Origin of the sequence: Simiaoa sunii, from assembly GCF_014337175.1 — a bacterium.
GTDB lineage: Bacteria > Bacillota > Clostridia > Lachnospirales > Lachnospiraceae > Acetatifactor > Acetatifactor intestinalis.
The window spans coordinates 1,955,794-1,978,546 of the sequence record NZ_CP060633.1; the positions used below are offsets into that span (position 1 = coordinate 1,955,794).

Genomic DNA, 22,753 nt, shown 5'->3' on the forward strand with positions numbered 1-22,753 from the left:
AAAATGGCTCCTCTGTCTTACGACAGGAGAGCCATTTTTTGTCTGTAGATCCGTATGAAATACAGGATCTCCGCCACTGCGGTAATGCTCCAGGAAAACATATACAGCAGGTACAGGGACGGAATCGTATGAAAATACGCAAATACCGTATAAACCCAGATCACACGGAATACGCAGGAGCCCATGATGACAATGAACATCGGTACAATACTTTTGCCCAGGGCTCTGGCTGCCGCAATGGTACAGTCCATAAATGCCGAGATGCAATAGGAAAAGCCCATAATCGTCAGACGATACATTCCGGCATCCATAACTGCCGCATCTCTGGTAAACAAAGACAAAAACGGTCTTCCGAAAACTACCAGTGACACTCCCAGAAGCAGACCGATGCCGAAGGAATACGTTAGGCTGATGAGGTAACTGTTCCGCACTCTTTTCTTTTTGCCGGCACCGTAATTCTGCCCCATAAAGCTGCCACAGGCGGTATAGAATGCCGCCATGACATCATACACCAGTGCATCCGCATTGCTAGCTGCAGAATTGCCCGCCACCATCGTGGCATCAAAGGAGTTCACGCCCATCTGCACGAAGCTGTTGGCGAACTGGAAGATCACGTTCTGTAATCCGGAAGGCATTCCCAGCTTCAGAATATCCCTCGTAAGCTCCCGATCCATCCGTAGTTTTCCGGGATGCAACGCATAGATGTCTTTGTTTCGAAGCAGCGCCTGTAAGATCAGCACAGCGGACACGTATTGGGAAATGATACTTGCTAATGCCACTCCCGCTACATCCATCCGACAGACAATGACGAAGAAAAGATTTAAGATGATATTCAACACGCCGGAAAATCCGAGATAATACAGCGGCTTTTTCGTATTGCCCACCGCACTGTACACCGCATTACCGAAATTATAGATTGCCAGTGCCGGCATTCCCATGTAATAGATCCGCAGGTACAATACCGCTTTGTCCAACAGTTCTTCCTTCGTCTTCAATGCCGTCAGCATCCACTCAGACAAGCCTACCCCCAGCACTAATAACAATACGCCCATGATCAGGCTGACCAGTGCTGCGGAATGGATGGTCTTCGACAGGCTGTCCTTATCTTTTGCTCCGTAATATAATGCCGTTAATACATTGATACCACCGGACAGACCAATGAGGAATCCGGTAAACATGGTGACCAGTGTCGCTGTGGAGCCCACTGCACCCAGAGACAGAGATCCCGCGAACTGTCCGATCACTGCAATATCCGCCATATTGAAAAGCACCTGTAGCAGATTGGATAGCATCAGCGGCACACTGAAGATCAGTATTTTCTTCCCTAAGGATCCTTCCGTCAGATCCTGCATATTCTGTTTCATCTTGCTTTTATCCTTTTCCCTGTTACTTACTTGATTCCCATTACAATCCTCCCCGCCAGCTTCCACTCTGACGAAAAGAACGGTCAAAAAGCTTTTTTGCTCTCTGACCGTTCCCTATTCTAGCATATCTTTTCTTTGTATGCCATATTTCTTTTCTATATTTTTCTGCTATATTTATCTGCTATTTTTCTGCTGTATTACGCTGCCTCTTTTTCTGAATTTTTCCCTGCACCGAACAGCTTGCGGATGCAGCTGTAAGCAACCATAACGCCCAGTACCATAAGCAGCACGGCAACGATCAGCTGTAAACCGTCTACCAGGAAGGTTGCCTGTCCGGCAGCCACATTTTTCACCAACGCGATCGTCTTCTGGATCAATGCGGTGAAGGTTACGACTAACATCATTCCCATGGGGACGTACAGCGTCCAGCCAGTACGACCGGTGGTTTTTAAGAATACTGCCAGTGCGATCAGTACCAGTGCAGCCAACAGCTGGTTTGCAGAACCGAACAGCGGCCATACATTGTTGTATCCGCCCAGAGTCAGCAGATAGCCGAAAAACAGGGTGATCACGGTTGCAAAATATTTATTGGTCAGAACCTTCTGCATGGGAGTCATCTTTGCAGTGTCTGTGGTATCCCCTAAGAACAGCTCCTGGAAGGACATGCGTCCGATTCTTGCTACGGAATCCAGGGAAGTCAGTGCCAGTGCGGATACACACATGGTCATGAATACGGTTGCCACGGTTACGGGAACACCCATCTTCTCCAGGAATCCTGCAACGCCGGAGGAGAAAATGGAGAAAGGAGTTCCATCGGGTTTCGTACCGTTCACAGCTACTGCTCCGACTACTACCAGTGCTACCACACCAAGCAGGCTCTCTACGATCATGGCACCGTAGCCTACCATGGGCATATCTTTTTCATTGCTGATGGTCTTGGAGGAAGTACCGGAGGATACCAGGCTGTGGAATCCGGATACCGCACCGCAGGCGATCGTGACAAACAGGGTCGGGAACAAGCTGCTGTTGCCCACCTGAAAACCGTTAAATGCATTCAGCTCCATATCGGGATGTGCTACGACCACACCGAGTACAGCGCCGATGATCATGCCCAGTAACATAAAGGTGGTCATGTAATCTCTGGGCTGCATCAGAAGCCACATGGGCATTACGGATGCCAGGAACAGGTATGCCATGATGATGTAGATCCATGTGGTCTTGGAAGCATAGATCGGAAGCTTCATGCCTACCGCAAACATCACTACCAGCAGACCGATGGCTACGACTGCCTTAACCCACTCGTTCATTTTTCCAACCTTTTTCTGGATCAGACCGAAGATCACAGCGACCAGAATGAACAACATGGAAATGGATGCTGCACTGCCGTTAGCATATGCCACACCTGCATCTTCCAGTCCGGTACCTACGAAAGTACCTGCCACCATATCGGTAAAGGCTGCGATAACTAACAGAGTGAACAGCCAGCAGAACAGCATGAACAATTTCCTGCCAGTCTTACCGATGTATTTTTCAATGATCATTCCCATAGATTTTCCTTCGTTCTTCACAGAAGCATACAGAGCACCGAAGTCCTGCACCGCACCGAAGAACAAGCCGCCGATCAGAAGCCACAGAAGCACAGGCACCCATCCGAATACCGATGCGAGGATGGGACCCGTCACAGGGCCTGCCCCTGCGATAGAGGAAAACTGATGAGAAAATACGGTGAATTTAGAGGAAGGCACGAAGTCCTCTCCATCTTCATGGGTAAATGCAGGCGTCTTCGCCTTCTCATCGATTCCCCACTTTTTTGCAAGCCATCTTCCGTAGAAGACATAGCCTGCTACCAGCACTGCCATTGCGATCAGAATGATTACCAAACTGTTCATTTTTGTTTCCTTCTTTCTTATGTCTTGTTGTTTTGTCGTGACAGAAAGAAAAATTCTGATTGCCCGTAAAACAAAAAAGCCTTCCGTCTCAGGCACCCTTAAGCACCCAAAGACGAAAAGCTCTAAGCTCTCCGCGTTACCACTTTGCTTGCCATGTTTTATCACATGACCCCTTGTTCCCATCTCCATGAAATACAAATATCCCATTTCCAACAGGCTTCTAAATAACGGTAGAATACCGGTGACACCTACTTAAAATCTTCAGTGCACTTCTCACAGAGGATACTCTGTCATACTCACATACCGTCTCACACCAGCCGACGGCTCTCTGAAATGCTTCCGTATGCAGATCTTGTTCTGCTCATCGAATTTCACTTTCTGTTTGATAGCAACAATACCACTCTGCTTTTATATTGTCAATAACTTTCTTTTCACATTTTCTTGATCTTTTTTATCATTTTCCCTTTTTATCGGCAATCAGGGGCTTAATGGATGAATAAATTTCACTGGTGCGCTTGCTGTCCTTGAACTCTTTGTTCAGGGCATTGTTAATACCCTGCTTGGTCTTGTACTGGCGGATGAACTTTACCACCTGCGGGACGATGGTCTGATCTGTAAGGACCTTTTCGACTGCTAAAGTCAGTTCATCCGGTTCCTCCGCAGGCTTCTTTTCTGCAGGTTTCTTCTCTGCGGGTTTCTTCTCAGTAGGCTTCTTCTCTGCAGCTTTCTTTTCCGCGGTCTTATCATCTGTCTTTGCAACACTCTTCTTTCTCGTGTTGCTCTTTTTCCTTGAAGGCTTCTTCACGGGTTGTGCAGACTCGTCCACCGTCTCAGGCTCCGCGGGTTCCTCGGGTGCATCCGCCTTCTCAGTCTCCGACTGTACGGGTTCTTGGGTCTCTTTCACCGGCTCCGGCTGTGTGGGCTCTTCGAGTGCATCTGCCTTCTCCGGCTCCGGCTGTGCGGACTCTTTGGTCTCTTCCGCCGGCTCTGGCTGTATGGGCTGCGGCTGCTCTGCCACATCCTCTGCAGTGGTAACGACTGTTTCTTCCTCATTTTCCTCTTCTGTCAGAAGATTCTGCTCTGCCACAGGATTCTTCCCCCATAAGAGGTTACGGATGATCCGCACGGGAACTCCCTGCGCCTTCCAGTACACCATGAGGCTGGTGAAGCCATTGTCCTTGGTCACGATAAAATAATTCGGGTGTATCCCCTCCCTCTGCTGTTCGCAGATCAGATATCCCAAATAGGTTGCCAGCTGGAAATCCAGTGCATTCTTGGTCCCCACCGCTACCTTGTGGTAAATGATGTTTGCCTTCGTCTCATTTAATTTCCGATGCAGGTCAAAGGTCATGCTGTCAGCATTATCGCTGTAGAAAATACAGACAGTATCTTCCTCCGTCAAAAGCTCCACGCCTTCCATGCCACGGCTTTTTACATTTTCGAAATCAATCAGATAATATGCCATTACGCTTCCTCCATGCTCGTTGTCCCACTGCCTTCTGTATCCACGGACTTCTCTGTCTGTTCCCCTTCTGTCACCGTCATCTCCACAGCATCCGTCTGTTCTGTCTGTTCAGAAGTCTCTGTATCTCCCATGGGATCTGCCGCTGTTGATGTCTTAGTATCCTCAAGAATTTCCGGCGGCTCCTGCTTTTTCTTCGGAAGCTTTTCGCGGATACTCTCTTTCCAGCCGGAGAAGATCTCCTTTATCTGCTTTTTCCGTTCTCTTCGCTTTGCCGCACGCTTCTGTCTGGCTTCTTCCTTTAATTCCAGCTTTTCCTGCTTTTTCGCCTGCTTCGCCAGTGCTTTTTCTTCCAGTTCCACTTCCTTGATGGCAGCCTTTTCGATATCACGGATGTAGCGATTAGCCTTTTTATGATTCTTACGATCCAGTCGATAAGGGTCATACAGGAAATAGGACACCGCTCCCAGCAGCAGAAGCACCACTCCGGCTATCGTAAGCGCCGGTACGATAAGAGCATACTCTGTAAATCCCAGTTCATAGCACACAAACACGATCAGCATCGACGGGAACAAGAGCAGATACAGAATCCTCGTCAGGACATCCAATATTGCATGCTGTCTCTTCCCATTGTTCAGCAGCGTTCCCTCGATGGCTGTATAAAAAGCCATGAAAATACATAATTCCGAGCCGAAACCATGGAGATATCCACAGATTCCGGTCAAGATCAGCGACAGAAAAAACATGCCGAACGCTGTTCCCCGATACAGGGCATAGCGGTATTCCGTCATTCCCTGCAGCTTGTCCTCACTGATGCCGTGCATCTGGTAGACATCCTTGCGGATCAGGCGTTCAAACTCTTCGTTATACCGCTGCTCCTCTTTGGTATTGCGCAGGTGGTCTTCCACCGCCTTGCTCATCTGCTCAATATATTCCTGCTCCTTACGGATGCGCCTGGTCCGAAGCTGCTCCAACTCATTCTGACGTTTTACTTCCTCTTCCAGCTTACGTACTTTGCCGATCCTGGGATTTTTCACCGTGATCTCCGTAGGCTCCGGGAGCACTGTGCTTTCTTTTTTTCCCTGTTCTTCCTGTTCTTCCATTTTGGGGTCCTCTTTCTGTGTGTGATCCGTTAGTCCTATTATAATTTTTCCCACGCAGAAAAACAACCTTTAGTTCCCCTTTTCTTCGGTTTTCTCCCAGCCTGCCATCAAGTGCAGTTCCAACGGAACGTTATAATCCGGTTCTCCGCCTTTTTGTGCAAAAAAGCGGGATGCAGGCAGGGTCTCCACCCGTATGTCTCCCTCATCCGTCGTGAGATACCAGCCTGCGAAATGATACCCTTCCCGTTCCGGAGTCGGATATCCACACAGATACACTGTTCCACCGGAATATTTCGGTGTCAGTGCATTATACATCTGCGATGGTTGTCCTTCCATCGTTCCTCCATTGGCATCCAATACCATTATCATCTGCCATGCAGCAGGATCCTGCGAGTTCCAAACCGCGTGAATATCCACACTGCGGTTGCCTTCCTCATCCGGTTGGATCCTAAGCGCATCCTCTGCGGTAAAGCTTTCTGTAAGCAGACTCCACTTCGGATAGGTATCCTTATCGCCTGAAAAATGTGCCGCCCATCCCAGGAATGCAAAGCCTTCCGGTGTCTCCGGCTGCGGCAGAGTGATCACTTCTCCGGCAAGAAGCTGTTCTATGGAGAGTTCTCCTTCTTCCAGGATCCGCTCCCAGGCATCAGCAGTGGGGTTGACCAGATGAGTCTCATTATATATCTTGTAATATAAGATGCCGCCTTCCAGAGGATACTGTTCTTCGATAGGTTCTGACATTTCTGCTATTGCGACATCTATTTCTGGCTCTGTTGTCACGGACTGTACATGGTCATTTTCCCTGCCGTCCCGATTCTCTCCGTTTTCATCAGGTACCTGCACCTCCTCCGTTGTCTGTGCCGGTATTTTCGTCTGATCTGCCTCGGTTCCATACACGCCGCAACCAAGCAGTACACAAGCTGCCAGCATACAGAGTATGCGCATTACTTTTCGCTTCCGACTTTCACTGTGTTCCGGTACCCCTTTTTCCACAGGTTGTTTACTCTGCAGATATTCGTCCGGCAGCGACGGATATTCCGGGGCTATGGAATCCGGCGGGAGTGTCTGGTATTCCGGTAGTATATTGTTTTCCTGTTTCTGCATTTTATTTATCCTATAATATTTATGATCTTCTTTGATCTTCATTTTCTCTTTTATTACCGGATCCACTCATTATTTATTATGCACATCCAACTGCGGGAAGGGGCACTCTACACCCAGCTTTCGAAAGCCCAGCAGCAGATCGTGATTCAGAATACGCATGCCGGAATAGATATTTTTCTCCGAAACTTCCACTACGAACCGGAGCAATACTCCGGAATCCTGCAATGCCTGCACTCCTACATACACAGGAACTTTTTTCATAGTATCTTCATGTGCCTTGTAGATGGACTCAAGGAGTTTCGGCAGTTCACTTTCCAGCTTTTCAAGATCCGTTTCATAAGGGATGCTGATATCGCAGACAGCCTTGGAATAATTGTCGGAGCGGTTCAGGATATTTTTCATTTCGGAATTATTGATGATCTTCACATTGTCACCGGTATCCGTGATACAGGTGGTGCGGATGCCGATGCTCGTCACAGTTCCACGGAAACCGTTCACCTCCACGATGTCTCCCACATTATACTGATTCTCCAGCAGCATAAAAGTTCCTGTCACCACATCCGCGATCAGACTCTCCGCGCTGAAGCCGACGATCAGAGCCAATACTCCGACACTGGCAATGACGGTAGTCATGTTAACTCCAAGGATCGTCAGTCCTGCGCACAGGATCACCAGAAACGCAATATATTTTGTCAGACTGGATAACAGAGAGAGCACAGACCTGGCTCTGTGATTCGCCGGTTTGATCAGCCCCAGGATCCATACGATCAGACTTTTTAAGAACAATAAAAGCAATAATTTACAGACTGCAACTGCATTGACCGTAAATATCCTCCCCAATTCCTCTGTCTGAATCTGTCCGGTTCCCAGCGCGATTCCCATAATAAGTACTAAAAGCACTGCATACACGATTATTTTTTTCACATTTTTCTTCTTATCTTTGTCTTCCATTTTTCCTTTGTTTTCCTCCTTTGCAAACTGCTTTTTGATGGTTCATTTTATCATTTTTGCGGAGCAAAACACAGTTGACAAATGTCTCATTATGGTAATATGTGACTATTTCACAAATATAGTAATGATTCCTATTATTATATTTGTTACTTTATTCCATTTTCTTTTTTCAGGAAAAGAGATATACTATATACAGAAACAAGGAACTGTTTCCATTAACCACAACATAAAAGAAAGGATGATAGATTATGGCAAAATTATATACAATTACTTTAAACGGTGTTACAGAGGATACTTACAACAAGGCAACGGATTACATTCAGGCAAATGCCCTGCGCCTGAACTATCGCCCGGCTGCTTCCACCATTGATGCGGAATTTCCGGATGATATTGATCCCGCCAAAGCTCCGGAGCTTGCTGATGCTGTGATCCGCGAGGTGCATCAGACTCTGTAATTTTTTGATTTTCTTGATTTTTTTGTTGTGCCCGCTAACTTGCGGGCACTTTTCGCATGAAGCCCCTTAAGGTTCAAGCGTTTTCCGGTATTCCTCATATAAGATATCCATGTGTAGCCAGTCATAGTGGTTCCGCATATAGTAACAATGCCCCCGGTATCTGCCACTTATTCTGAATCCTGCCTTCTCGTAACACTTAATGGCAGGGGTGTTTGTTTCCAGTACATCCAGATGGACACTATACACTCCCAGCACCATAAAGCAGTACCGCAAGAGTATCTGCACGACTTCGGTTCCAATGCCTTTTCCACGCGCCGCCTTTTCTCCGATGTTAATGGATAACCAGGCTGACATGTCCTCAGTTCGATGGTCAATATGACAATATCCAATCAATGTGTCTGTCTCTTTCTGGACAATTCCCATCCGCATGACAGAATGGTCGTTTACCCAACCGGGCATCCGGGTGATGTCCACCACAGAATGCGCATGCTCTATAAAGACACAGGTGGTTTCATCCGACATCCACTTCGTGTATAAGCCGACTGCCTCCTCATCATCCCTCAGTACGGATAAAAAAATATGATTTCCATCTAATCTGCATATATTTTTACTCATCATGCCACCTTACATTTTCAGCACTCCTATTTCAAGAATTTATTTCTTTTTCCCAACGCAATATAAACTCCTGTATTGTATTTTCATAATCATCCGACTGTTTGAACAACTGGTAAGGACTGTATCTCAATTTCCCAGCTCCCTGTCTCAGTTCCATGACAATGTCTTTCCAATAATCTCCGCCATTGATTATATAACGCTGCGTTCCCGGAAATCTTTCGTCTATGATACTATTTAATATCTCTGTAAATTCTGCCTGGGACACTACTGCTGCCTTATTCACTTCTGTTTTCTTTTCTTTCTCCAAATTTTTTGCCCTTTTTCATTTTCAGGATATGTTTGACATCCGTTTCTGTAAGGCCATATTTACAGTCCGTCACAAACAGGTTCATCTCTTTCGGTCTTGAAAACAACTGTGCATCGTCAGTAAGCATACAGTCTCATTTTGTGTATCATTGTCCAAACTTAGTGCAAACTCTTTTTCTATATTCGGCAACTTAAATTCTATGGATTTCAGCCACTGACCATTCTCTTTGCGTTCTTCGTAAATCTGTACATTATCCACTAACTGCGACAGGAACTCTCGTTTCTCAGCTTCGTTCATTTGGGCATACAGCTTATCAAAGAAAATGAGTGCCTTGTAGATATTGTCTCCGGTAATCTTGTCTGCCGGCAGAGCGCGTTTCTTAGTTTTTGCAGATATAAGCAATTCCTCTGCTTCATCTATTTTATCATAAGTCTTGTACAAACGGTTCTCTAAATCTGTTTTTCTTCGTTGATAATGCTTATCCTCATAATCAAGAGAATTTATATTTGTTTATCCGGCAACAAAAGTAATCTATCTATTACCGGATGAATAATTGCGGTTTCTGTAATCTGATTAATTGCACAAAGTTTCTTCCCTGCATCTTTACTGGATGCTCCGCAGTGATAAACCAGTTCTGTCTCCTCACCATAATCAAGTACAATTAACCTATCATGACAATCGGAATTAGGCTTAATTTGAAGAGAAGGATATTCATTTTGAAAATCTGTCACTAAAGATTTTGTAAGAAATCCCTTCCCACCTTTTCCATTTTCTGTGAACAAAACAACCTCCACACCATCAGCCTTCTGAGAAAGATGTTGTAATGACTTTGCATTCATATAATCATCTACAACATAGATTGATTTCTTTGCTTGCTGATAGATTTCTATGTAAGCAATGTCAGCCTCTAACTTCTGTCCTTTATAAATCACAAAATTCTTCTTGTCTTTATCGGTAATAAAATTATCTGCTAAGATATTCACATCTTTTTGAATTGAATCTACCTTATTCTCCATTCGGTTCTGCCTCTCCGTTATCGTTCCAACCTTTGCTGTTAAAAGATCCATTTCATTTCTGGTAACAAACTGCTGATTCTGCCTAATATAGTGACGCATCTCCCTAAAAGTACGCATAATAAATATACTCTGTTGTTCCGCTAATTTTCCACGAAGAACTGTTGCAAGCATATAAATTCCTTGCTCTGTAAATGCGTATGGTAAATATCTACGTCCGCCTTCCTGTCCAGCAAAAAAATCCTTTTTCCGTGAGGTCACAATTTGTGACCTCACGGAATCAATTTCACTATTAGATAGTCGAAACATAAAATCTTCCGGAAATCTTTCTATATTTCTTTTTACTTGTTGATTTAACTTTTTTACTTCATAGCCATAAATTTCTGCCAAATCTTTATCCAGCATTACCTGCTGTCCACGAATTATATACACTTTACTACGTATATCATCTGTAGTAATCAATTCTTTTGTTTCTTCCATTCTTCCTCCAAACAAATCGGTTGCAATTTCTACAAGCTACATATATCGTTCCATTATCGTAAAGCCACAAATTGTGATTTCACAGGTTAATCCTCCACTATACTCTCCATCTGTTCCAACTTCTGCAAGGCTTTCATATACGCCATCAATCTTTTATACTGCGCATCTCCAAGGCTGTGAATCTGCTTTAAAATCTTAATATCCGACCTGGTAACTTCATAATCCATATCTGCATCTTTATATTCCGGATCAATTCCTTTTCCAGTCAAAAGCTGTTCGGGAGTAATCTCCAATGCATCACATATAGACAACAGACAGTCCGCTTTGGGATTCGTCTTTTTCTTCTTCCAGTCACTGATGTTACTTGTTGCAATCCCGGTCCTTTTTGAAAGTTCCAACTGCGTTATGTTCTTCTGCTCCATCACATAAAAAATTCTTTCACTTATAATCATGATTTTCCTCCATCAGCATTCCGTATATATCCGCATTTATAAATTTATATATCCGTTTATACGGTTATAGTATCATGCTGCAACTTCTCTTTCAATAGAGATTTTTGTATTTCTGAACTTTGTTATATTCTTCTCTTTATATAGCTCCGTGTACAACTGTCTTATTCTTTCCATATGAATATAAAAATCCGGATCCGGCCACTTAGGAACAATCACATATCCATTCAATGCCATCTTTCTGATATATACACTCATGTTTCGAACTCCTGCCTCCTGCATACGGTTATGAAGTATGTCCACCTCTTCCGGGTGGTGCAATCGGCAATTTCTAAAATCGGGCAACAAAAAAGCAACCGATATTACTCGATTGCCACGTAGTTACTCCTGCGAAACTATTCCTTTTTCAAAAATTTGTAAATATTGCCTAAATGCTTTTGTGAAATCATAGTTTTTAATGTATATTCTTCTTTTCTGGCAATTCTTCCCACATACTCTCAACCAATTCACACAGAAACTGCCGATTATCCACATCATCAACCAGAATCATTTTTTTCGCACCATCATATGGCGGTTCCATCTCAGCATCCGGCATCATTTTCACCGCCACCGAAACCGGCTTTACCAAAAGTCTGTCATCATATATTCCACCAAAAATCCTTCCACGGTAATAAAGGATGTATGCGCCCATCATTGCCCGACTGCTGATTTCATCCAGTCCTGATAATTGTTCCAAAACAAAATCCAAATATGCCTTTGTTGATGCCATATCTTTTTCCTCCTATTTCCCCATAGTCTTTATTGGATGCCTGACCACAGTCTTCAGTTTCTCCGGTGCCACCCTCCGTGCATCACTCAGATAAATCTCATGGTGCATTCTCTGATCAGTAATATCCAGTGCATATCCCTGTTCTTCCATAAATCTGTGCATCGCATATACTGTAGCAGGCTCATCGTCATACGATCCGATATGCATACACTGTACACATAAGCCCTCCTCATAGGAAAAAAACTCAACCTTAGAAAAATCCTGTTTTTTCTTTGCCGTAGCCTTCCTGACAGCCCAGTCGAAATCTTCCCTGGTAACAAAATCCGGCAAGCGAATAACAGAAATCCACTTGAAATCTTCCTTGCACGCATAATCAATTCCGGATACTCCGTCTCGCCTGCCGGCTCGGTCGGTTCGCAGCATGGCGTCCCCCGGACGCCGCTCACCCTGCCACCAGAATCCTTCTAATGGCGGCACCACATAATCGAAATATCCATCAATCTGATGATCTTCCTTTTTGCTCATTTTAATCGTAAATGCAATTCCATACAGAAGTCCGATAGCCTGCTTGTATTCTCCGTCTGCATCATTTGGATTGCCGCTTCCCCTTACCGCTATATAGTTCATTTTCGGAACAGTTACGATAGACGGTGTGCCTTTCGGCATATAAAATTCTTTATATTCCTTCTTGTAGTCAAAAGCCATATCCTTTACACCCCCTCTAAGTTCTTCTCTTCATAAGGCTTATTCCAGGAACCAATCTCTATCAGATTTCCTTCCGGATCAGCAATATAGCAGGTTCTCTGTCCCCAAGGTTCAAGTTCCGGTTCAAGCACAGATGTTGCACCATTTTCCACAGCCTTCTTGTATGCCTCGTCCACCTCTTCAAAAGTATCAACATATAGAGCTATTTCATAATGACCATTTAGACCATTGATATACTCATATCGCCGGTTTGTCATCTTCTCAAAATCATTCCGCCCATACAGTAAAAAAAGTGTTCCGTCTTTTACAAGATAAACATTGGAAGTATTCTCTTCTTCCTTAATTTCAAATCCGAGAACATCCTTGTAAAAACGAATCATCTTTGCCATATCATCAACAAACAACCCAAAACCGTCTAATCTCATTTTCCTAATCCTCCATAGATTTTTAATATTTCCTCTGCATTCCTGCGAATAATGTCCCGCACTTCTTCGGGCTCAAGCACCTCTACTTTTGCTCCAAATGTCATAAGCCATGTCACAAGATTATCCATATCCGTATAGTCTGCTGAAAAGAGCAGCCTTCCATCGTCCGTTTCTGTAAAGCAGTTCGGTCCAAATTCTTCAACCAGCCGCCACTTCATATTCGGTGTGAAAAGAGCTTTTAAATTTATCCCACCCGGAAATATCTTCTCATTTGACAAATCCGGCATTGGTACTTCTTTGCGCAGAAATCCATGGTCTGTTTCAACAACACAATCCATACGGTTCAGTTTGAACAGCCTGTAATCTTTACGTTCTAAACACCACCCCCATACATACCAGCTCGACCACCGGAAAACCAGATAATATGGTTCTACCCTTCGGTTGCTCTCTCCAGATGGAGCATAATACACGAACTGTATGATATGCCTGTTTTCTATTGCATTTTGGATTGCCTCAATTTTCGGAGCAAGAGAGCCTTTATACCATGAAGACAAATCAATCAGCATAGAGTCTCTTCCACTAATAAACTCTGATGATCCAGTCTGGATTTTCTCCATCAGCTGACCGTAGTATCGCTTTCCACTCACACTGTCAAGGCCTCTCAGCCCCGCAAGAATCATCTGCATATCTTTGGATGTCAGAATTGTCCTATCTATACAATATCCGTCCATAATGCTAATACCACCACCGGTACCCTGTGCAGTTTTTATAGGAATACCTGCTTTACAAAGGTCTTCAATATCCCGATTTATTGTCCTTCGAGATACCTCAAATCTTTCTGCCAGTTCAGGAGCCGTTATCTTTTCTTCCTGCAGTAAGATCGACAATATCCCAATAAGCCTATCTATCTTCATAGTTTCCACACTCCATACATATCATATCTAACACAACACGACAACTATATGTCATGTTTATTATATCCACGAAAAATTTTTCTGTAAACAAAAAGCCTACAAACATAAAGTTTTATTCCCAATGTCTGAAGGCTCAATAGCATTAGTTAAATTTTCTCTTTCTTATAAGCCGGATCATCCTACGATCCACTTGGAATCATCTGGAAATATCTCAGTGCCTCTACGATTAAGATACTTAATTACATTGTTGTTTTGCTTCTTCTTTTAATTTCGCTATAATTTCGCTATATGATATTCTAGATTCATCATATAAAGCATAAACCGCAACACCCTCAAATAGTCCGACATTATCTAATTTGCCGTTGTAGCCATGCTGTTCCAACCATTCAACTACATCATCATACGCATCTGAGTATTGCATTTCATATGCATATGGATGATCAGATTCCAAAACAAATCCTTTATCTTCCATAATAATTTTCACTTTTTTCCATCTCTGTATCAAATTCTTTACTATTAAAATATTTCATAAAATGCTCCTTCCATGTAACTGAATTAAATCATTCTAAAATATTTCAGTGCCTCTACGATTGCATTCTCCTTCTCCTTCGGACACTTAGGCTGTCTTGCGTCATCTGACTTAGGTTTATTATAATTCTCACGCTCTATGATTCCATACTTAGCCTTAACCTGTGCAATATAGAGATTAGAAACTTTCATCCCATCATTATGCTCCGCCACGTAGGACTTAATCTCCTCATATGTCGCCTTACTTTCTGCCGAAGTAACATCTAACTCATCCATATCCAGTCTGACATTCACATGGTGCTTCGCTTCATGAAGTTTGGACAAAAGACATACCGTCTCCACATTCGCGGTCCAGGGGAACTGGTCCACGGCAACGGCTTTGTCCACGCGGTAGCCATTCTCTAAGAATACTTCCAGATCTCTCACGAGGCTGGTGGGCTTGCAGGAGATATAAACGATATGATCCACACCGTAGGCAATGATCTTCGGCAGTGCTTTGGGGTGGATGCCATCTCTGGGGGGATCTAAGATGATCATGTCCGGCTTCTCTTCCACTTCATCCAGTACCTTCAATACATCTCCGGCGATGAATTCGCAGTTATCCAGTCCATTGGCGGCGGCGTTTTTCTTCGCTGCCTCCACGGCTTCTTCCACGATCTCCACACCGATGACTTTCCCGGCGGCCGGTGCCATGAGCTGCGCGATAGTGCCGGTGCCGCTGTAGAGGTCGAACACGGTCTTGTCGCTGCCACCCAGGTCGCCCACATAATCTCTCGCCGTCTGGTACAGTACCTCTGCACTGTAGGAGTTGGTCTGGAAAAAGGAAAATGTGGAAATCTTGAATTTCAACCCCAGCAGTTCCTCATAAAAATACTCCTGTCCGTATAACAACTCCGTATGGTCACTCTGCACTACATCTGCGATGGAATCATTGGTGATATGTAAGATTCCTGCGAATTTTCCGGCCAGCTTCCCATCCTGTTCCAGGGAAAGCAACAGATCCTTAAATCCCGTGATCAGCGCATCCGCATCCAAGCTTCCTTCCACCGCCGTCTCTCCCTGCCAGGGATTCTGGGAGGTCGTCACCAGTGCCACCAGAATCTCTCCGGTGCGGGATGCCTTACGTACCAGCAGGTGCCGTAAGTACCCCTCATGGCTCATTCTGTGAAAAAAGCTTACCTTCGCCCGGGCAAAATAATCTCTCACTGTCTGTAAAATCAGGCGGTAATCCGCATCCACGATCTCGCAGTCCGCTACGGTCACTATATCGTAAAAGCTGCCTCTCTTATGCATGCCCAGTGCCAGCGGTCCATCCTTGTACTCATCTCCGAAGGAAAATTCCATCTTATTGCGGTATTCATAAGCCTTCGGGCTGCCCTTGATGCCCTCAAAATTCCAAGCTTCATCCTGCTTGTTTAACACACTGTCCAGCAGGCGTTTTACCTGTTCTTCTTTGACCTTCAGCTGTTCTTCATAGGGCAGAGACAGATAGGTACATCCACCGCACAACCCAAAAAGGGAACACGTCCGGCCGGTTTCTAAAGGTGACTTCTCTGTCACCTCTAAAAGCCTTCCTTCCGCCTTCCCTTTGCGTACCTTATTCACTGAGAACTTGACTTTCTGTCCGGGCAGGCTGTTCTTGACTACAGCAGTCTCTTCTCCCACACAGACGATCCCTTTGTTGGGAAAATCGACCCTTACAACAGATCCTTCATATACCTGTCCTTTTTTCATGGGTTAGTTCTCTCCTTCATCCTCGAAGAAGTCGTCGTCATCCTCTTCCACGTCATCTGCTTCGTCCTCGAAATCATCCTCGAAGTCTTCCAGATAATCCTGTGCAAAGAAGAAATGATATACGGCATAAGCTACAGCTGCAACAGCTGCTACGGCTCCGATGATCGCCAGTACCCATACCAGAACATTGCGCTCCTTCTTCTCTTCCACTTCCTTACCCAGAAGCTTATTAAGCTTCTTCAGTTCGCTGACTTTCAGTTCGTTTAATTTGTCAAGGTCTACCAGATTTTCAATTCTGTTCATATTATTTACCTGCCTTTCCGGCATCCGGACTTTTCTGCGGATGCAAAGCAATTGTTTTCATTCCTTTATATGATACCATATTTTCGTAAAAAATACTATACCCGTTTTAACTTGGCAAAAGATGCATACATGATCTTCTGCCCCGCCTGGTCGAATTCCACCGTGACCTTATAATCCCTGGGTTCTCTCGCGATATTCAATACCGTGCCCTCACCGTATTTGATATGACGTACTCTGTCACCTACCGTATAGTCCAGTGCATCCGGTGCCTTGAATTCCGTTCCTTTCTGAAGTCCCGCCAGCTGGTTGAGTCCATTGATCCCCTTGGAAATATAAGGTTTGTCTGCTTTTGCCGTAACTCGGGGTTTCAAGGTTGCCTTGGGTCTTGGATCAAATCCCGTATTGCCAAAGCCTCCGAAGCCGCTGCCCGAACCGTTTCCGGACCGCGGGGTTGCAATTGCTTCCAGCCCCATGGCACGAAGGGCTGCCTCATTGGCTCTTCTCGCCTGAAAATCCTCCAGGTCATCGTCCCGGTATCTTCTGTTTTGCGGCAGGGTATTATCCATAAGTTCCTTCGGGATCTCCCGCACAAAACGGCTCACGGGATTGTACTGTGTCTCACCGCGGAGCATTCTGCTTCTGGCACAGGTCAGCGTCAGATCCTCCTTGGCTCTGGTGATTCCCACATAAGCCAGTCGTCTCTCTTCCTCGATCTCCAACGGGTCATCGGACGCGATCGTCATAAAGCCGGGAAATAGTCCATCCTCCATGCCGGCGAGATAGACCACCGGGAATTCCAGACCTTTGGCACTGTGCAGAGTCATCAAAAGCACTCTGTTATCGCCATCCTCCACATTGTCAATATCCGCTACCAGCATGATCTCTTCCAAAAATTCCGACAGAGAAGGCTCATCGTGGGTCTCCTCGTAGACTGCTGCCTTGGTGATCAATTCATCTACGTTCCCGAGACGGTCCTCTGCGGATTCTTCATCCTGATCCCGCAGATATTCCGCATAATCGATCCGTTCTAATAAGGACTTGATCAGATCCGGCAGTGTGTAGGAGGACAATCCGCTGCGAAGCACTTCGATCAGATTGACGAACCCACGGATCTTTGCTTCCGCTCTTCCCAGTCCCCTGATCTGGTCTGCCTCGCACAATGCATCAAATAACGTGATATCCTTCATCTGTGCATAATCCGCCACTTTTTCCAGCGATGCCGTACCGATGCTTCGTTTCGGCACATTGATGATTCTGCGCAGAGCCACTTCATCCCTGCCGTTATCAATAGTCTTTAAATACGCCAGGATGTCCCGGATCTCCTGTCTGGCATAGAAGTTCACACCGCCTACCACATGATAGGGAATTCCTTCCACCACCATACGTTCTTCTAAAAGTCTGGACTGGGCATTGGTACGGTACAGTACTGCACAATCCGCATAGGCAACGCCATTTTTGTTCACTTTATCAGAAATATCGTCTGCGATATATTCCGCCTCTTCATAAGCATTGTCAAATTGTCTGAAATGTATTCGGCTGCCTGCTCCTTTTTCCGTCCACAGTGCCTTCTCTTTACGGCCTCTGTTGTTGCGGATCACTGCGTTTGCCGCATCCAGAATATTCTGTGTGGAACGGTAATTCTGCTCCAGCTTGATCACTTTTGCATCCGGATATATCTTCTCATAATCTAAAATATTGCGGATATTGGCACCACGGAACTTGTAGATGGACTGGTCATCATCACCCACGACACACAGATTGCGGTAGCCGTCCGCCAGCAGCCGGATCAGTTCAAACTGCGCTGTATTCGTATCCTGGTACTCATCCACCATAATGTATCGGAAGCGCTCCTGATAGTTATAGAGTACCTCCGGACAGCTTTTGAACAGCTCCACCGTTTTCACAATGATATCATCAAAATCCAATGCATTACTCTTCTTCAGTGTGTCCTGATATTCTCTGTAAACCTTTGCCGTCACACTTTTGCGATAATCGCCTACGGACTTGACCTCGAATTCCCGCACATCCACCAGTTCGTCCTTGGCAGAAGATATTTCAGACAGCAGCGTCCGCTCCTTATACATCTTTGTGTCGATGTTCAGACGTTTGCAGACCTGTTTGATCACGGTCTTCTGATCGTCTGTATCATAGATCGTAAAATTCGTATCATATCCCAGTCTGTCAATATGTCTTCTGAGGATTCTCATGCAAGTGGCATGGAAAGTAGCTACCCATACCTGATCCGCGCCGAAACCGGCGATCTGGTCCACACGTTCCCGCATCTCCTGTGCCGCCTTATTGGTAAAGGTAATGGCAAGAATGTTCCATGGATTCACTCCCAACTCATCGATCAGATATGCCACTCTGTGAGTCAGGACACGGGTCTTGCCGCTTCCGGCACCCGCTAACAGAAGGAGCGGTCCTTCCGTATGAAGCACCGCTTCTTTTTGTTCTTTATTCAAAGTATCATAAATGCTCATGTATGACTAATTATCCCTTTCATTGAATTCCTGTAAAAAAGTTCTGAATTCCCCGATCGGCATTGGTTTTGCATAAAAATATCCCTGCACGATATCGCAATCCGCCAGCCGGAGCATCTCCAGCTGTTCACTGGTCTCCACACCCTCTGCCAGTACTTTAAAGCCGAGATGTCTTAACATTTTAGTCAGATATTTTATAATTGTCAATGCGGTTTCTTCCCGTTCGCTGTTCATGGTATCATCCAGGAACTGCTTGTCCAGTTTTACCGTATCCACAGCCACCTTGGATAACAGATTCAGCGAAGAATATCCACTTCCGAAATCATCGACAGAGATCTCCACTCCTCTGTCCCTGAGGGTTTCCAGATTATTGGTCAGCTTATTCAGATCCGACATAAATACTGACTCCGTCACTTCCACCTCCAGCAGATCGCTGGGTACCTTATAGTCTTTCAGGCGCTTTAAGATATTCGGCACAAAATCCGCATATTCATTATGACGTCTGGAGAAGTTAACAGAGATCGGCACCACTTCTTCTCCCTGTGCCAGGGCATCACGCAAATATTCCATGACCTGATCCAGAATGGCGAAATCAACCTTGGTAATAAACCCATTTCTCTCAAAAATATCTATAAACTTTCCGGGCATTACCATAGTTCCATCCGCTTTTATCCAGCGCACCAGTGCTTCCGCTCCCACTACTTTTCCGGTATGAAGAGATACCTTAGGTTGGAGATATGCATGGAATTCTTTATTATTATAGGCACTTACCATTCCGGATACAATTGTTCTGGTATTCTCCAAATCTCTGCGGATCTTGTCCGTGTAAATTTCTACGGCACTGTCTACCTTCTGCGTCTTGCATTGTTTTCTGGCCTCATTGGCATTGTCCATCATGGAAGATACCGACCAGTCATTCTCCGTGATCTCATACAAACCGGTGGCAATGACCAGATTACACTGATCATACCGGCTGTTGATCCTCTTCACAAAAGAATTCGTAAACGTCAGGTACGCCTGTCTGGCATCCTCCACGGAATCTTCCTTCAGCACACCGACAAAGTGATCGGAGGTTACACGGCAGAACAATACGCCTTCCTGACATTTTTCCTGTAATGCCACGGCAAAATCATGCAGGATACGGTCGCCTACCTCGTAGCCATACATTTCATTCACATACTGGAAATTAGAAAAGTCAGAGGATACAAAATATAATCCGGTCTTTCCATTCGCTGCCATATAGGCTTCTAATTTGTCTACGAACTTATTGTACACCGGCAGTCCGGTCAGCGCATCATAATTCAGTTTCCGGTTCAGTTCCCTTTGATCTTTTTCTGCATTTTTCAGCATGCGAAGCCTGTTGAATATCTGATGGGATATTCTGCACAGGGCATTTTTCTCCTCTTCCCAGGTTCTGTCTGTATGGCGGTCTGAGAAGATAACACTGGCCTTTAATCCCTTCGAAGCGGTAGACATTACGATCATCACAGACTCCGCTTCTTCTTTGTAGATATTCGGAGTCTCCGACTGTCTGTAAATTGCGGCACCGGATTCGTCTGCGCGTTTCCGGATCCTGTCCCATTCAAATACTCCCGGGTGCAGTATTCTTTTGACAAAATTTTTCTTTTCTTCCCGGTTCCATTGATAACGGATCGACGGTCCTGCCTCATTTACTTCCACACATATCATATCATCAATATTGAAAAAACTGCAGGTACGTTCACTGATCACCTTCAGGGCACTGGTCAGATTCGGTACATTTTCCAACAGGTCCATGCAGAACAGAACCAGATCTTCCGCGCTCTCGAACTGTGCCTCCTTGTGAACGATCTCGTCCTCTTTGTTCTCCTCACTGTCCAGGTAGCTTTGACCGGGCAATGCCACACCCTCCTTGACTTCCAGAAGATCATAAGCGCCCTTTTCCCGACTCTTCACCTGATACAAGGCTGCATCTGCCCACCGGAACAGCAGATTATAGTCTGTCACTGTTCCATCCGTAACCGCAGCTCCCAGACTGCAGGAGATATGCAGTCCCGTTTTATCATCATCATAACGGTCAGACATACAGTGATTCAGCTGTCCAAGCTTCTCTTCCAGTTCCTCTCTTGGCATATCCTCTACATAGCATACGAACTCGTCTCCACCAATCCTGCCTTTCAGCGCCTCGGGAAACAATTTATTCATTTCATCCGCAAAAGAACACAATACCGCATCTCCAAACAGATGTCCGTTTGTATCGTTGATCTTTTTAAAACTATCCACATCCAGAACAATAAGGTATCCCACCTGTCCCCGTTTCATTTTCTGCAGTCTGTGTGTGATCTGCTGCTTGATGGTGGAATGATTCAAAAGTCCAGTCAGGGAATCCCTTTGTGATTTTTCCTGTAGTTCCCTTTCCTTTTTCTTCTGTGCATCAATATCACAGACCTTGCCCAGGACACGTTCCGGTTCTTTTTTTTCATTATAAAAAGTCTGCCCGATGACCTTCATCCAGTGAGGATTACCTTCCTCGTCCGTCTTGCAGAGCTCAATACAAATATCCGGTTTGCCGCTGTGCAACGCTTCTGCAAGCTGCTGTTCCACTGCATCCGTGCGGTTGTCCACTTCCCTGAGGAGCTGCTCAGTGTACCCTTCCGTGATCTGTCCGCAATACAGACTGCCTTCTTCCGGACCTGCATAGTGCATTTGATCCTTTGCGATATCATATTCAAAGATCAGATCGCCGGACATCCGGATCACAGCCATCAGTTTTTCCCGTTCCCGCTGCAGTTCCTTCGTTGTTTCCTCCAGCCGTCTGTCTATATCTTTGTTTTTATCTAACCCTATTATTTTTTCGTCCATACAGCCCTCTCAGCCTTCTCTATGCTTCTTCCACTCTGCTGAAATTCCAGATCCGCAGATTATATTCCACAATAGGTGTATCACAATAAATGCACTTTTTTGCCCCAAGTCCGGGAAGCGGTGCACCACAATTGGGACAATTCAGGGCCAGACCTGCATCCTCCTGGTTCTCGACCATATCCTGATCCTGGATATAGACCAGTTCCACATTGTATTTTGCCTGTTCTTTCCGTTCTTCACTGCCCCCGATAAGCTTACCGTTTTCTTTCAACGCATGGATATATTCTACGGCTGACTGCAGGACAATACTCTGTCTTCCCTTCTGCTTCCGGTACTGATGTATCTCTGTTCTGTGAATATGTATATTTTCAAAGCTCTCCCTCTGTGACTGGTTCTGCAGCATCTCCAGCCGCAGTCTGAGCTGTTCTTTCAATTCTTTCGTTCCCTCCGACAAAAGTGCCGGATTCTGTCCGGTAATACTTTGTAAATAAGAGGTCAGCACGTTCTCCGCTCTGCTCTTCATCTCATCATAATGGAACTCGGGAAAATCTCTCATAATAGAAGGCATATACAGATTTGTCGCGGAGGATACGGACTTCGGTGTCATCTCCACTTCCGCTTCTCTCTGCTTCATGCCCTCGATCATGGAATCTGTACCGAATAACATTCTGGAGGTATCCCGTAATTTTTCACGGATCCTGCAATAAGCATAATAAATGATCCCTGCCAGTACCAGACACAATACCAGTATAACAATAATAGCGATCAGACTTCCGTTCATTTATATTTCTCTTTCTTTTTCATTCATAACAGTTCAGTACAGCAGATATCATAAAGGTATCTGCTGTACTGTTTCCGGTAA

General features: G+C 45.2%; 23 protein-coding genes and 1 other annotated feature. Of the genes, 1 reads left to right on the forward strand and 22 read right to left on the reverse strand.

Translation table 11 applies throughout. The annotated features are described in order from the left end of the window. Positions 1 to 17 precede the first annotated feature (17 nt). The 6 genes from H9Q77_RS09015 to H9Q77_RS09040 form a co-directional block, all read right to left on the reverse strand. Positions 18 to 1,364 carry an MATE family efflux transporter gene (locus tag H9Q77_RS09015; RefSeq protein ID WP_249325261.1) on the reverse strand — a complete coding sequence of 449 codons (1,347 nt, stop codon included), beginning with the start codon at positions 1,362 to 1,364 and terminating at the stop codon, positions 18 to 20. Between the two features lie 197 nt (positions 1,365 to 1,561). After that, positions 1,562 to 3,253 (reverse strand): carbon starvation CstA family protein, encoded by a 1,692-nt coding sequence (locus tag H9Q77_RS09020; protein ID WP_118550255.1) that lies wholly within the window; start codon positions 3,251 to 3,253, stop codon positions 1,562 to 1,564. 105 nt (positions 3,254 to 3,358) lie between these two features. Next, positions 3,359 to 3,627: a binding site (T-box leader), on the reverse strand. A gap of 80 nt (positions 3,628 to 3,707) precedes the next feature. Beyond that, positions 3,708 to 4,718, reverse strand: a complete 1,011-nt coding sequence (locus tag H9Q77_RS09025; RefSeq protein WP_249325263.1) for a PIN domain-containing protein — start codon at positions 4,716 to 4,718, stop codon at positions 3,708 to 3,710. Continuing rightward, entirely contained in the window at positions 4,718 to 5,818 is a 1,101-nt protein-coding gene (locus tag H9Q77_RS09030; RefSeq protein ID WP_249325264.1) for a hypothetical protein, read from the reverse strand. Before H9Q77_RS09030 ends, H9Q77_RS09025 begins: the two co-directional genes overlap by 1 nt. Before the next feature lie 69 nt (positions 5,819 to 5,887). Next, positions 5,888 to 6,922, reverse strand: a complete 1,035-nt coding sequence (locus H9Q77_RS09035) for an InlB B-repeat-containing protein (protein WP_249325266.1) — start codon at positions 6,920 to 6,922, stop codon at positions 5,888 to 5,890. A 69-nt stretch (positions 6,923 to 6,991) separates the two neighbouring features. Beyond that, the gene (locus H9Q77_RS09040) at positions 6,992 to 7,873 is read right to left on the reverse strand and encodes a mechanosensitive ion channel family protein (RefSeq protein WP_249325267.1); all 882 of its coding nucleotides are present in this window, start codon (positions 7,871 to 7,873) and stop codon (positions 6,992 to 6,994) included. A 248-nt stretch (positions 7,874 to 8,121) separates the two neighbouring features. Between H9Q77_RS09040 and H9Q77_RS09045 the strand changes: the two genes are divergently transcribed. Further along, the gene (locus H9Q77_RS09045) at positions 8,122 to 8,328 is read left to right on the forward strand and encodes a hypothetical protein (RefSeq protein WP_022154930.1); all 207 of its coding nucleotides are present in this window, start codon (positions 8,122 to 8,124) and stop codon (positions 8,326 to 8,328) included. A gap of 66 nt (positions 8,329 to 8,394) precedes the next feature. Here H9Q77_RS09045 and H9Q77_RS09050 read toward each other — a convergent pair whose 3' ends face one another. The 16 genes from H9Q77_RS09050 to H9Q77_RS09125 form a co-directional block, all read right to left on the reverse strand. Next, positions 8,395 to 8,943, reverse strand: a complete 549-nt coding sequence (locus H9Q77_RS09050; protein ID WP_249325273.1) for a GNAT family N-acetyltransferase — start codon at positions 8,941 to 8,943, stop codon at positions 8,395 to 8,397. A 31-nt stretch (positions 8,944 to 8,974) separates the two neighbouring features. Then, on the reverse strand, positions 8,975 to 9,250 hold the full coding sequence (locus H9Q77_RS09055) for a hypothetical protein (RefSeq protein WP_147365368.1): 276 nt from the start codon (positions 9,248 to 9,250) through the stop codon (positions 8,975 to 8,977). A gap of 81 nt (positions 9,251 to 9,331) precedes the next feature. Beyond that, the gene (locus H9Q77_RS09060; protein WP_249325274.1) at positions 9,332 to 9,691 is read right to left on the reverse strand and encodes a hypothetical protein; all 360 of its coding nucleotides are present in this window, start codon (positions 9,689 to 9,691) and stop codon (positions 9,332 to 9,334) included. 59 nt (positions 9,692 to 9,750) lie between these two features. Beyond that, positions 9,751 to 10,743, reverse strand: a complete 993-nt coding sequence (locus H9Q77_RS09065; RefSeq protein WP_118550249.1) for an ORF6N domain-containing protein — start codon at positions 10,741 to 10,743, stop codon at positions 9,751 to 9,753. An 86-nt stretch (positions 10,744 to 10,829) separates the two neighbouring features. Then, entirely contained in the window at positions 10,830 to 11,195 is a 366-nt protein-coding gene (locus tag H9Q77_RS09070; RefSeq protein ID WP_118550248.1) for a helix-turn-helix domain-containing protein, read from the reverse strand. Between the two features lie 72 nt (positions 11,196 to 11,267). Continuing rightward, positions 11,268 to 11,450: a hypothetical protein gene (locus H9Q77_RS09075; protein WP_249327179.1), complete on the reverse strand. Its 183-nt coding sequence runs from the start codon at positions 11,448 to 11,450 to the stop codon at positions 11,268 to 11,270. 196 nt (positions 11,451 to 11,646) lie between these two features. After that, entirely contained in the window at positions 11,647 to 11,961 is a 315-nt protein-coding gene (locus H9Q77_RS09080) for a TfoX/Sxy family protein (protein WP_249325276.1), read from the reverse strand. Positions 11,962 to 11,973: 12 nt separating this feature from the next. Next, entirely contained in the window at positions 11,974 to 12,666 is a 693-nt protein-coding gene (locus H9Q77_RS09085) for a GyrI-like domain-containing protein (protein WP_249325278.1), read from the reverse strand. A 5-nt stretch (positions 12,667 to 12,671) separates the two neighbouring features. After that, positions 12,672 to 13,091, reverse strand: a complete 420-nt coding sequence (locus H9Q77_RS09090; protein ID WP_249325279.1) for a VOC family protein — start codon at positions 13,089 to 13,091, stop codon at positions 12,672 to 12,674. Beyond that, positions 13,088 to 14,005 (reverse strand): helix-turn-helix transcriptional regulator, encoded by a 918-nt coding sequence (locus tag H9Q77_RS09095; protein ID WP_249325280.1) that lies wholly within the window; start codon positions 14,003 to 14,005, stop codon positions 13,088 to 13,090. The genes H9Q77_RS09090 and H9Q77_RS09095 overlap by 4 nt, the downstream gene beginning before the upstream one ends. Positions 14,006 to 14,240: 235 nt before the next feature. Further along, positions 14,241 to 14,477: a hypothetical protein gene (locus tag H9Q77_RS09100; RefSeq protein ID WP_249325281.1), complete on the reverse strand. Its 237-nt coding sequence runs from the start codon at positions 14,475 to 14,477 to the stop codon at positions 14,241 to 14,243. Between the two features lie 83 nt (positions 14,478 to 14,560). Beyond that, on the reverse strand, positions 14,561 to 16,267 hold the full coding sequence (rlmD, locus tag H9Q77_RS09105) for a 23S rRNA (uracil(1939)-C(5))-methyltransferase RlmD (protein ID WP_249325282.1): 1,707 nt from the start codon (positions 16,265 to 16,267) through the stop codon (positions 14,561 to 14,563). Positions 16,268 to 16,270: 3 nt separating this feature from the next. Further along, entirely contained in the window at positions 16,271 to 16,570 is a 300-nt protein-coding gene (locus H9Q77_RS09110; RefSeq protein ID WP_118547433.1) for a DUF4366 domain-containing protein, read from the reverse strand. A 95-nt stretch (positions 16,571 to 16,665) separates the two neighbouring features. Beyond that, positions 16,666 to 19,050, reverse strand: a complete 2,385-nt coding sequence (locus tag H9Q77_RS09115) for an ATP-dependent helicase (RefSeq protein WP_249325283.1) — start codon at positions 19,048 to 19,050, stop codon at positions 16,666 to 16,668. A 6-nt stretch (positions 19,051 to 19,056) separates the two neighbouring features. Continuing rightward, entirely contained in the window at positions 19,057 to 21,891 is a 2,835-nt protein-coding gene (locus H9Q77_RS09120) for a bifunctional diguanylate cyclase/phosphodiesterase (protein ID WP_249325285.1), read from the reverse strand. Positions 21,892 to 21,910: 19 nt separating this feature from the next. Beyond that, the gene (locus H9Q77_RS09125) at positions 21,911 to 22,672 is read right to left on the reverse strand and encodes a zinc ribbon domain-containing protein (RefSeq protein ID WP_154495134.1); all 762 of its coding nucleotides are present in this window, start codon (positions 22,670 to 22,672) and stop codon (positions 21,911 to 21,913) included. Positions 22,673 to 22,753 lie beyond the last annotated feature (81 nt).